Annotated in this window: 11 protein-coding genes and 1 tRNA gene; 5 read left to right on the top strand and 7 right to left on the bottom strand. The window is 69.7% G+C overall.

Annotation, left to right across the window (positions count from 1 at the left end; translation table 11 throughout):
* The 4 genes from EVS81_RS14080 (at position 1) to EVS81_RS14095 (ending at position 3,572) form a co-directional block, all read left to right on the top strand.
* On the top strand, positions 1 to 1,578 hold the full coding sequence (locus tag EVS81_RS14080; RefSeq protein ID WP_240739868.1) for an amino acid permease: 1,578 nt from the start codon (positions 1 to 3) through the stop codon (positions 1,576 to 1,578).
* On the top strand, positions 1,575 to 2,504 hold the full coding sequence (locus tag EVS81_RS14085; RefSeq protein ID WP_130110928.1) for a universal stress protein: 930 nt from the start codon (positions 1,575 to 1,577) through the stop codon (positions 2,502 to 2,504). The genes EVS81_RS14080 and EVS81_RS14085 overlap by 4 nt, the downstream gene beginning before the upstream one ends.
* A 248-nt stretch (positions 2,505 to 2,752) precedes the next feature.
* Entirely contained in the window at positions 2,753 to 3,226 is a 474-nt protein-coding gene (locus EVS81_RS14090; RefSeq protein WP_130110929.1) for a hypothetical protein, read from the top strand.
* 274 nt (positions 3,227 to 3,500) lie between these two features.
* A tRNA-Gln gene (locus tag EVS81_RS14095) sits at positions 3,501 to 3,572 on the top strand.
* Positions 3,573 to 3,784: 212 nt separating this feature from the next.
* Here the strand turns inward: EVS81_RS14095 and EVS81_RS15840 are convergent.
* From EVS81_RS15840 to msrB, 7 genes are all read right to left on the bottom strand, one after another.
* The gene (locus tag EVS81_RS15840) at positions 3,785 to 3,937 is read right to left on the bottom strand and encodes a hypothetical protein (RefSeq protein WP_165384155.1); all 153 of its coding nucleotides are present in this window, start codon (positions 3,935 to 3,937) and stop codon (positions 3,785 to 3,787) included.
* A 2-nt stretch (positions 3,938 to 3,939) separates the two neighbouring features.
* Positions 3,940 to 4,395, bottom strand: coding sequence for a DUF2871 domain-containing protein (locus EVS81_RS14100; protein WP_130110930.1), 456 nt, complete (start codon positions 4,393 to 4,395; stop codon positions 3,940 to 3,942).
* A gap of 34 nt (positions 4,396 to 4,429) precedes the next feature.
* On the bottom strand, positions 4,430 to 5,047 hold the full coding sequence (locus EVS81_RS14105) for a response regulator (protein WP_130110931.1): 618 nt from the start codon (positions 5,045 to 5,047) through the stop codon (positions 4,430 to 4,432).
* Positions 5,044 to 6,339 carry a sensor histidine kinase gene (locus EVS81_RS14110; protein WP_130110932.1) on the bottom strand — a complete coding sequence of 432 codons (1,296 nt, stop codon included), beginning with the start codon at positions 6,337 to 6,339 and terminating at the stop codon, positions 5,044 to 5,046. Before EVS81_RS14110 ends, EVS81_RS14105 begins: the two co-directional genes overlap by 4 nt.
* Positions 6,305 to 8,413, bottom strand: a complete 2,109-nt coding sequence (locus EVS81_RS14115) for an MMPL family transporter (RefSeq protein WP_240739869.1) — start codon at positions 8,411 to 8,413, stop codon at positions 6,305 to 6,307. The genes EVS81_RS14110 and EVS81_RS14115 overlap by 35 nt, the downstream gene beginning before the upstream one ends.
* A gap of 95 nt (positions 8,414 to 8,508) precedes the next feature.
* Positions 8,509 to 9,924: an LLM class flavin-dependent oxidoreductase gene (locus EVS81_RS14120; protein ID WP_130111548.1), complete on the bottom strand. Its 1,416-nt coding sequence runs from the start codon at positions 9,922 to 9,924 to the stop codon at positions 8,509 to 8,511.
* 320 nt (positions 9,925 to 10,244) lie between these two features.
* Complete coding sequence (gene msrB / locus EVS81_RS14125) at positions 10,245 to 10,646, bottom strand: peptide-methionine (R)-S-oxide reductase MsrB (protein ID WP_130110933.1); 402 nt, start codon at positions 10,644 to 10,646, stop codon at positions 10,245 to 10,247.
* A gap of 123 nt (positions 10,647 to 10,769) precedes the next feature.
* Between msrB and EVS81_RS14130 the strand changes: the two genes are divergently transcribed.
* Positions 10,770 to 11,306: a 2-phosphosulfolactate phosphatase gene (locus EVS81_RS14130; RefSeq protein ID WP_130110934.1), complete on the top strand. Its 537-nt coding sequence runs from the start codon at positions 10,770 to 10,772 to the stop codon at positions 11,304 to 11,306.
* The last annotated feature ends 88 nt before the right edge of the window (positions 11,307 to 11,394 follow it).

Raw genomic sequence — 11,394 nt, forward strand, 5'->3', positions numbered from 1 at the left:
ATGGCACGCACACTCACGCAGCAGCTCTTCCGGGTGAAGCCGGTTCCCCGCGACGGGGGTGAGCAGGGCAGCACGCTGAAGCGCAGCATCGGCCTCTTCCAGCTCACCATGATCGGCGTCGGCGGCACGATCGGTACGGGCATCTTCTTCATCCTCTCCGAGGCCGTGCCGATCGCCGGCCCCGCCGTGATCTGGTCGTTCGTCATCGCGGGTCTCGTGGCGGGCCTCTCCGTGCTCTGCTACGCCGAGCTGGCGAGCAGCGTCCCGGTCTCGGGATCCTCGTACTCCTACGCCTACAGCACCCTCGGCGAGCTGCCCGCGATGGGCGTGGCGGCGTGCCTGCTGCTGGAGTACGGAGTGTCGACGGCCGCCGTGGCGGTCGGCTGGTCGCAGTACGTGAACCAGCTCATCAACAACCTCTTCGGCGTCGAGCTGCCGCACGCGCTGCTCTACGCGCCGGAGGAGGGCGGCATCGTCAACCTGCCCGCGATCATCCTCATCATGCTCTGCATGTTCCTGCTGATCCGCGGCACCTCGCACTCCGTCGTGGCCAACACGATCATGGTGCTCATCAAGATCGCGGTGCTGCTCTTCTTCGTGGCCGTCGGCGTCACCGGGTGGAACACCGACCACTTCGCCGATTTCGCGCCCTTCGGCTTCGCGGGTGTCATGACGGGCGCCGGCATCATCTTCTTCTCGTTCGTCGGCCTCGATGCCGTCGCCACCGCCGGCGACGAGGCGAAGAACCCGCGCCGCAATCTGCCCATCGCCCTCGTCGCCGCGCTCGTGATCGTCACCGGCGTCTACGTGCTCGTCGCGCTCACCGCTCTGGGCGCCCAGGCCACCGGAGAGTTCGAGGGGCAGGCCGCGGGGCTGTCCGCGATCCTCGAGAACATCGTCGGCGCCTCCTGGCCCGGCACCGTGGTCGCCGCGGGCGCCGTGATCTCGATCTTCAGCGTCACGCTCGTGGTGCTCTACGGGCAGACGCGCATCCTGTTCGCGATGTCGCGCGACGGCATGGCGCCCAAGATCTTCCAGCGCGTCAACTCCCGCACCATGACGCCGGTGGCCAACACCGTCATCGTCTCCATCGCGGTGTCGATCCTCGCGGGAGTGCTGCCCATCAACTTCCTCGCCGAGATGACGTCGATCGGCACCCTCGCCGCCTTCCTCGTGGTCTCGATCGCGGTCATGGTGCTGCGCAAGCGCGAGCCCGATCTCGAGCGCAAGTTCCGGGTGCCGCTGTACCCCGTGATCCCGATCCTCTCCATCATCGGCTGCCTCTGGATCATCAAGGATCTGCGTCCCATCACCATCTTCGTGTTCCTCGGCTGGACCGTGCTCGTGCTGGTGTGGTGGTGGTTCACCGGGCGCAAGAACTCGGTGCTGGGCGAGCAGATCAGGACCGGCATGATCGTGCTGGTGGGCCCCGGCAAATACCGGCTGTCGGACGCCGCCGCTGAGGAGCGCACGGGGCACGACGCGCTCGCGGGTGCGGAGGCGGACGGTGCGGGATCCGATCCCGCCCGCCCCGATTCCACCCCGCGCGATTCGTCGCAGCACGGAGAACCGCGATGAGCATCGTCGTCGGCATCGCCCCGGGTCACGAGCTGCGGGGGCCGCTGCAGCTCGGCGCCCTGCTCGCGCGCAGCTACGACCGGCGGCTCGTCGTCGCGGTGGTCAACTCGGCCGCGTGGCCGCCCAACCGCTCGCACGGCGTGGTCGACGGGGAGTACCAGGAGTTCGTGTCCGCCGAGGCGCGGTCCGTGCTCGACGAGGCGCGCGGGATCGTGCCCGGCGATCTCGCGGCCGAGTACCTGGTGCATCGCTCGTCGAGTGCGCGCCGCGGCCTGTTGGAACTGTGCGAGGCGCACGACGCGATGCGGCTGGTGGTCGGCGCGAAGGGCGAGGGCCCGGCGGGTGAGATCTCGCTCGGCTCCGTGGTGACCGGACTGCTGCACGGTGCGCGCGTTCCGGTGGCCGTGGCGCCACGCGGGTATACGGTCGCGGACTCCGCGCGCCTGGAGCGGATCACCGCGGCCTACAGCGGATCCGAGACGTCCGGCGAGCTGGTGCTGGGCGCGGCGGCCGTGGCGGCCGAGGCGGGCTGCGGGATCCGCATCGCGTCCTTCCACGCGCGCCCGCGGGCGTACGCCTCGGCCGCTGTGGGTCTCGACGCCGAGGACGGCGTGATCGCGGAGTGGGAGTCGGTGATCCGGGATGAGGTCGGGCAGTTGCTCGGCGACATCTCGCGCTTCGAGGCGCGGCCGGCATCGGTGTCGGTGGCGGTCGGCGCCAGCGCGGGCTGGCACGAGGCGCTGCGGGCGATCGACTGGCGTGCGGCGGAGGTGCTGCTGGTCGGGTCGAGCAGCCTCGGGCCGCTCGCCCGGATCTCGCTGGGCTCGCACGCCGTGAAGATCATGCGGCACTCGCCGGTGCCCGTGGTCGTGGTGCCGCGGCGCGCAACCGAGGAGTATACGGCGCAGGCCCCTGTCTCCGGTTGAGCGGGGCTGCGCCGGGTGAGTGAGGCTGCGCCGGGTGAGTGAGGCGCAGCCGAGTCGAAACCCTCCCCGTCATCCTGCGTCCGTGGGCCTCCCCGTCATCCTGCGGCCGCGGAGCGGATCGCAGGATCCACCACCCCGTCGAACACCCTTCGCTCACACGTCACCGTCCCAGGGGCCTTTCCACGAAGTCTCCACAGATTCGCCCTCGCGGCCGCCGCGCCGGGCATCGACCGCTCATGCTTGTTCGCATGACCGCCTCAGACCCCCGTATCGATCCCGACCGCGCCCTCGCCACCGACGCCGATCTGCAGGATCAGCTCGGTCTCCTGCTGGAGCGGGCGACCCACCGCCAGCTCTGGTTGCTGCTCCTCGACCACGAGCGCCGCCTCGCCGAGCCGCTCATGCCGATGGACGACCACCCGGCGTCGCCGCACGCGCTCTGCGACGTGAGCGACTTGGGGCTGGTGCCCTTTGCGCAGGTGCTCGTGCACCGCGCCCGCATCGTCTGCGGATTGGTGGGCGCTCGGGAGTTCGTGTTCGTCTGGGAGCGGTGCGGGTCGGAGCGCTTCACTGCAGACGACTGCGAGTGGGCTCGCGCGATCGCCGCAGAGGCCGGGGAATGCGGTGCCCCCTCGGATGACGCACCCGTCGCTCCGCTGCGCGCCCAGTTCGTGCTCCACGATACCGGCATCCGGCAGCTCACCCCTGACGACTACGCGTAGGCGACTCACCAGAGCAGCAGTGGTTGCCCCAGCGCGACCGTCTCCGCGGCCTGGAGCCATGAGGGCGGTGAAGATGCAGGTCGCGAAGACGCATCTCAACTCCCCGGAGTGGCGGTTCGATGGTGAGTTCTCGGATGCAAGCGTTGGCCGAACGCCGGGCCCGTAGCCGGCGTCGGCCGCGGGACCCGCCGGCCTGCGGCGTTTTGAGTTCCGCGCCGGGATCGGGTAAAGTTATCTCTCGGTGCTGATCTCCCCGGAGCTCAGATTTCCGCCTTGGGATATGGTGTAATTGGCAACACTACGGTTTCTGGTACCGTCATTCTAGGTTCGAGTCCTGGTATCCCAGCGATACAAGCCCTGATCTTCCGAGCGAAGGTCAGGGCTTTGTGCTGTGCCACGACACCGCTCTCACGGGTGAGGGGTGCCGGCGGGGTACCGGCGATACGAGTCGCCGGAGAAGCCGCTGCTCGCCGAGTACGAGAACGATCCTGGAATCCGGTCGACCCGTTCGGCCGCGCAGTGGACTCCCCGTCCATGGGTTCTTCTCTCGCTGACGAATCATACCCGTGAGATCCGCGACGATGCGTGGTTCTGACTCGTGGTCGGCCGGGAGTCGAACACGATGAGCCCGAGCCCGATGGACAGCACGGCGAGGCCGAGCCAGTCCTGACGGGTCGGCGCGGGCTCCGGAGCAGCCGATGCGGGGGCCATGATCAGGCCAGTGCGGCTTCGGCGGGTGCGGATACGGGCTGAGCCGTGCTGCGCATCACCGCACGGCGGAGCGCCACGAAGAAGACGATCATCCCGGCTGTGATTGCGATGTGGCCGAGGCCCGCGATTCCCGCGATCATCGCGCTCGACTCTCGGCCGAGCACGGTGAGACTGCCGTGCCAGATGAGCATGCCGGAGGTGAGGATCACGCCGGCGTTGTAGAGCCAGAGGAACCAGGCGAACAGCCTCGGGCTGCGGGAGATCGCGAAGACCTTCTCGAGGACGAGCACGATCAGCAGCACGATGAAACCGAGGGTGAGCAGATGCGTGTGGGCGAGGCCGAGCTGCGTGAACCGGCCCTCGGGGAAGTCGTTGAGCTTGGTGAACTCGCGGTAGAACAGGCCGGAGGCGACGCCTGCGATCATGTAGACGAATGCGGCGTTGAGGAGCTTCTTCACGGGGGATTCCTTTCGAACAGGGGGATCTGCGGGGCTAGATGAGGCCGGTTTCTTGTGCAAGGTGGATCGCGCGGGAGCGGCTGTCGACGCCGAGCTTCGTGAAGATGTGCGCGATATGACTCTTCACCGTCGCCTCCGTGACGAACAGTGCGCGGGCGATGTCCTTGTTCGCGGACCCCGTCGACATGAGTCGCAGCACCTCGAGTTCGCGACCGGTGAGGCGCGGCAGCGGATTCCGCATGCCCTGGAGCACTCGGCCGGCGAGGTCGGGAGCGAGGAACATCTCACCCGCGGCGGCCCGGTGAATGCCCTCGATGATCACCTCGGGTGCGACGTCCTTGAGCAGGTAGCCGGTAGCGCCGGCCTCGATCGCTCCGAGAATCTCGGCGTCGCGGTCGAACGTCGTGAGCATGAGCACGGCGGGGGCCGGATCGAGTGCGCGGAGCGCGGCGGTGGTCTGGATACCGTCGATCCCCGCACCGAGACGGAGGTCGCAGAGCACGACGGCGGGGTGGAGATGGGCTGCGAGCGCGACGGCCTCTTCGCCGGTGGCGGCTTCGCCGATGACGTGTACGGTGTCGGTCTCGAGCACGGCGCGAAGTCCACTGCGCACGACGGGATGGTCGTCGACGAGCAGGACGGTGGTGGTCATGGCGTCTCCTCTGCGGCCGGCTCGGTGCCGGAGGCTCGCGTCGTGGTGGTCTGATGGATCGGGAGGTGCACCGAGACCGCGGTGCCCTCGCCCGGGCTGCTCTCGACATCGAGGCCGCCGCCGAGCTCGCGCAGTCGAGCGCGCATGAACCTGAGTCCGTAGCTCGACGTCGCGGATCCGGGATCGGCGGCCCGTTCCCATGCGGAGACGTCGAAGCCGGCACCGTCGTCGATGAGATCGAGACGCACCGCGGAACCCGAATCGATGAGACTCATCACGACCCGGGTGGCGCCCGCGTGCAGGCGCACGTTCGCGAGCGCGGACTGCGCCGTGCGCAGCAGGGCGACCTCCACCTCGGTGGGCAGTGCGGGCAAGCCCTCGTCGACGTGCAACTCGGTGCGCAGGCCTGTCTCGTCATGGGCACGGGCGAGCATGCGGCTGAGCGCCGCGGCAAGCGCGTTGTCCTCGAGCTCTGCGGGGGCCAGCGCGGCGACGATGCGCCGCACATCGGAGAGGCTGTCGCCCGCCAGGGTCTCGACCTGTTCGAGGGTGCGCCCCGCATCGGCGTCGTCCGTGCGGCCGGCTCCAGCGTGGGCGAGCAGCCGGATCGAGGAGAGCGCCTGCGCGATCGTGTCGTGGATGTCCCGGGAGATGCGAGTGCGCTCCGCGACCGCGCCCGATTCGCGCTGCACGTGCGCCAGTTCGTCCTGCAGATCGGACATCTCTCGCTGAGCTCTCGTGAGGGAGGCCACCAGGCGCTCGCGTTCGGCGGCGTCCCGCAGGAGCTGGAGGTAGCCGCGGGAGATCCCGAATGTGAAGATCCCGCCGATGAGGGGCCCGAACACGTTCGCGTAGCTCGTGGTCCCGTGATGCAGGATCGGAGCGACGAGCACCACCGCGAGCACCGCGCCGGAGAACAGCAGCCCCCACGGGACGGGCAGCAGGTGCCCGGCGAGCAGCCAGAGCAGGAACGCGATCCACACGAACTCCGCGGACACCGCGACCGCGGCGACCCAGATCACCGCGAAGCCGACCAGCCACCAGACGACGATCTGCCGTGAACGAGTTCGAGACGGCAGGATCGTTCCGGCCGTGTGCCAGGCGAGGATCGCGAGGCCCGCGACGGTCGCGGCTGCGACCGGAGTGCCGTCGCCGATGGCGCGGATCGCTCCGATGAGGGTGAGGACGACGGCGATGAGGTGCTGCCCGATCTCCATCGCCCGCACGGTCGAGCCGGCGGTTTCCGGCCCGACCCGGTCAGTGCGCGTCAGCGGCGCGTTCACGAGGTTCATACGTCAATTCTCCCCGGCCCGGGCGCCCGGGCCACCAGATCCGGTCTCCGACCAGTGCGAAGATGGCCGGCACGATCACGGTGCGCACCACCAGCGTGTCGACGATCACGCCCACGCCCACGATCAACCCGAGCTGTCCGAGCGTGACGAGCGGCAGCACGCCGAGGGCGGCGAACACCGCCGCGAGCACGATGCCTGCGCTCGTGATCACGCCGCCGGTGTGGGCGACCGCTGCAACCATTCCCTCCCGGGTTCCGTGCATCGCGGCCTCGGATCGAGCGCGGTGCACGAGGAAGATCGTGTAGTCGATGCCCAGCGCGACGAGGAAGAGGAACGCCAGCAGCGGGACCTGCAGATCGAGCGCGGGCTGGCCGAGCAGCACCCGGCTCAGCCATGCGCCGGCACCGATCGCGGCGACCGCACTTGCGAGGTTGGCAGCCAGCAGCAGCACCGGGGCGATCAGCGAGCGCAGCAGGATGAGGAGTACGAGGAAGCTCACCGCGAGCACGAGCGGCGCGATCAGGCGGAGATCCTGCAGGTTGCCGGTGCGGGCGTCGAGATCGGTCGCGACCGCGCCGCCCACGACCGCATCCGCACCCGGCACCTCGTGCACGGCGTCGCGCAGTTCCGTGATCTGCGCGAGGCTGTCGGCGGAGCTCGGCGTGTACTCGCTCGTCACCATGATCTTCGTCAGCGACGCGTCGTCCGCTGTGCCGACGGGATGGGCGCGGACCACACCCTCCACGTCGCTCGCCGCCGCGACGACCGCGTCGGCCTCCGGGCTGTTGGCGACGATGAAGATGGGCTGTGCTTCTCCGGGTGGGAAGTGCTCCGAGAGCACCTCCAACCCCGTCGCGGACTCGGACTGCACGCGGAACTTCTCGATCTGGTCGAGACCGACCGAGGTGCCGAACAGGCCCGTCGTCATGACCGCGAGCAGTGCGAGGCCCGCGAGCAGACTCGCCGCGGGACGCCGCACGACGCGCGTCGCGATCCTCCGCCACGCACCGCCCGGTCGGCGAGCGCCGCCCGGTCGGGGAGCGTCGCCCGGTCGGGGCACGAACGGCCAGAACACCTTCCGCCCGCACACCGCCAGCAGCGGCGGCAGCAGGAACAGCACGGCGCCGAGCGCCACCAGCAAGCCGATCGCGGAGGAGACGCCGAGCCCGTGCGTCCCCGGAATCACCGCGAGCACGAGCGTGAGCAACGCGAGCACGACCGTGAGGTTCGAGGCGAGGATCGCCGGCAGGGTCTTGCGCCACGCCGCGCTGAGCGCCACTCGGTGGTGCTCTGTCGACTGGAGTTCCTCCCGGTAGCGGGAGATCAGCAGGAGTGCGTAGTTGGTGCCCGCGCCGAACACGAGCACGCTGATGATGCCCGCATCGAACTGCAGATTCCAGGCCGCGCCCGCCGCGGCGGTCAGACGCCCCGCGAGTCCGTCCGCGAGCCCGACGGCGACCAGCGGGATGAGCCACAGCACCGGCGACCGGTAGGTGACGATCAGGAGCGCGGCGACGATCAGGATCGTCACCAGCAGCAGCGTGACGTCGGCGCCCGCGAATGCGGCTGCGACGTCCGCCCCGAATGCAGGCCCGCCGGTCACCAGCAGTGACATCCCCGTCGGCGTATGGCCTGCGATATCCGTGCGCAGTTCTTTGATCAGCGCAGCCGTGTCGGTGTTCGTCTCACCGACCTCGATCGGTGTGACCAGGACCGCAGCCTTCCCGTCATCGCTCAGCATCGGCCCGGTCGAGCCTGCGTCGGCGTGGACATCGAGCACCGGGAGGAGATCCTCGAGATCCTCGACCTCGCCTTCCGAGACCGTCGCACCGTCGTCGCGGGATGCGACGACGAGCACGGACTGACGGTCTGCATTCGGGAACTCCGCCATCAACTCGCTCGCGCGCGTCGACTCCGCGGTCGCGGGGGCCTGATCGTTGCGTTCCGGGGCGTTCGCCGACCCGAATGCGCCGAACAGGGCCGCCATGACCAGCACGACGAGACCGAGCGACCCCCACGCCCCGCCGCGCGAGGTCAGCCGGTCGGAGAAGTGTCTGCGAAGAGGAACTGCCATGCCATCCACTTCACCAGGCACGGCTCCGCGCGGCATCGCGAACAGTATTGATGTGCATCTCCACCTTTTGGATGATGCACTCGCGCCTCAGCGCCTCAGCGCCTCAGCGCCTCAGCGCGTCGTCGCGTCGTCGCCGGCGCTCCGTCGCGGATCGAATCGTCGATCGTGGAGAGCGGTGCGCCGACCCGGTAGCCGGCGCCGCGGTGGTCGTCGGGCAGGCGATCTCCCGCGCCGAAGAGCTTGTCGCGCAGCGTGCCGGGGGCGTACTCGGTCGGGTAGACGCCGCGCCGCTGCAGCTCGGGCACCACGTGCTCGACCACGTCCTCGAAGGTGCCGGGGGTGACGGCGTAGGCCAGGTTGAAGCCGTCGACGCCGGTTTCGGCGATGATCCGCTCCATCTCGTCGGCGACGGTCGCCGCCGACCCCACGACGGTCGCGCCGAGGCCCGCGATGCCGTTGCGCTCGACCATGTCGCGCACGGTCCACGCGCGGCCGTCGGGATTGTCGGCCTGGAATGCCGCGACCGTCGACTGGATCGCGTTGCTCTCGACGTTGCCGAGGGGCTCGTCGAGGTCGTACTTCGAGAGATCCACCCCCATCCAGCCCGACAGGAACGTGAGCGCCCCCTCGGGGCTGACGTACGACAGGTACTCCTCGTGCTTCTTCTGCGCGAGCTCGTCGGTCTCGTCGACGATGATCGTGAGGAGCAGGTAGATCTTGGCCGCGTCGGGGGAGCGGCCCGCCTCGACGAGTCCGGAGCGGATCGCGTCGACGCTCTTCCTGGCGACGGCGTTCGTGGGCGACGCGATGAAGATCGCCTCCGCGTGCCGTGCGGCGAAGCGGATCCCGCGGGGCGACGCGCCCGCCTGGAACACGAGGGGAGTGCGCTGGGGAGAGGGCTCGGAGAGGTGGATCCCGGGAACCGTGAAGTGCGTGCCGTGGTGCCCGATGTGGTGCACCTTGTCGGGCTCGGCGAACACCCCGCGCTCCCGATCCCGCACCACCGCGTCGTCCTCCCACGACCCCTCGAGCAGTTTGTAGACCACCTCGAGGTACTCGTCGGCGTGGTCGTAGCGCTGGTCGTGCTCGAGCTGATCCGCCTGCCCCAGGTTGCGCGCCGCCGAGGGCAGGTATCCCGTCACCACGTTCCAGCCCACACGCCCCTTCGTGAGGTGGTCGAGCGTCGACAGCCGCCGCGCGAACGGCACCGGGTGCTCGAAGGCGGTGCCCGCGGTGATCCCGAAGCCGACGTGCTCGGTGACCGCCGCCATCACCGCCGCCAGCTGCACGGGATCGTTGACCGGGACCTGCGCGCCGTTGCGGATCGCCGCGACATCGTTGCCGCCGAACACGTCGTAGGTGCCGAGCACATCGGCGATGAAGATGCTGTCGAACAGCCCGCGCTCGGCGATTCGGGCCAGGTTCGTCCAGTACTCGATGTCCGTGTAGCGCCAGGCCTGGTCGTCGGGGTGGCGCCAGAGGCCGGAGCTCTGGTGGGCGACGCAGTTCATGTCGAAGGCGTTGAGTCTGATCTGCTTGCGCTGCTCTGGTGCGGACACGGGTGGTACTCCTTCGCGGACGGGAGGCCGGCGCAGCGGGTGCGCGGCCGGCTGCTCAGAAGCTACCTGAGCCCGTCGCGCGATGCATGCTGTGTTCCACTGTGTTGCATCACGAGACGTTATGTTTCATCGCGGCTTGCGCAGTCGACGACGGGCGCTGCGGGGTTCGGATCCGCTGCGCTCGACCGGCGCCGGCAACCGCTGATTGAGCGAGCGGAGCGAGTCGAGATCTGGGACCGGTGCGGTTGCGCTCGGTCACCCGGCGGAAGCGCCTAGTCTTCGGGCGTGAAGCTCAGCGACAGCGAGTTCATGCAGTAGCGCTGGCCGGTGGGCGTGCCGAAGCCGTCGGGGAAGACGTGGCCCAGGTGGCCGCCGCAGCGCGCGCAGCGCACCTCGGTGCGCTCCATGCCGAGCGATTTGTCCTCGAGCAGTTCGACGGCCTCGGGGCGCACCGAGTCGTAGAAGCTCGGCCAGCCGCAGTGCGAATCGAACTTGGTGCCGCTCTCGAAGAGCTCGTTGCCGCAGCCGGCGCAGGTGTAGAAGCCCGCGCGCTCCTCGTCGAGCAGCTCGCCCGTCCAGGCGCGCTCGGTCCCGGCTTGGCGCAGCACCGCGTACTGCTCCTCGCCGAGCTGCTCGCGCCATTCCTCTTCGGACTTCTCGACTTCGTAACCCATGCTCCCGATTCTACCGCGTCGCCCTGCGCCAGCGGGGGTGCGGGCGGGCTGCCGGCGCGCTTCATGACGCCCCGTGACACCGGCGCGGGATCCCGATCGCGACGCGCCCCTACGCTGGAGTGCATGACCGACTCGCGTTCGCAATCGACCTATCAGGTGCGTCTCGCGTGGGGATCCGACGGGCTCGCTCGGCTGGCCGAGGCGGGTGTCGTCGTGATCATCGACGCGATCCCCGACGCTCGCGGCTCCTCGGAGGCGCTCCTGGATCAGGCGGCCGCGCTGCCGCACGGCCCCGCCGTGTTCTCGGGATCGCTGCGCAACGCGACTGCGACCGCGAAGGCGATCACCCAGGAGCAGCTGACGCGCGGCGGCCGCACGGCGATCAACCTCGTGCTCGCGGGCGACGACGGTGTGTTTGCCGTCGAGGACTACCTCGCGGCGGGCGCCATCGGCGACGCGCTGTCGGCGCTCGGAATCGACCACTCCGCGCCCGACGTCGCGGTGGCGACCGAGGGGTTCCGCCCGCTCACCCGGGCGCTCAAGCACCTGCTGTCCGCGAGTGCCGCGGGCCTCGCCCTCACCGAGGCGGGCCGCCGCGACGAGGTCGCGGCGGCGGCGCAGCTCGACGCCGAGGACGAGGCGCGTCGGGTCGGCGGATAGACGGGTCCGTTCTCGGTCGTGCTGCGCGCGGCGAAGCAGGTCGTGCTGCACGCGGCGAAGCAGGTCATGCTGCGCGAGCGGAGCGAGT

This window comes from Leucobacter triazinivorans (assembly GCF_004208635.1).
Classification (GTDB): Bacteria; Actinomycetota; Actinomycetes; order Actinomycetales; family Microbacteriaceae; genus Leucobacter; species Leucobacter triazinivorans.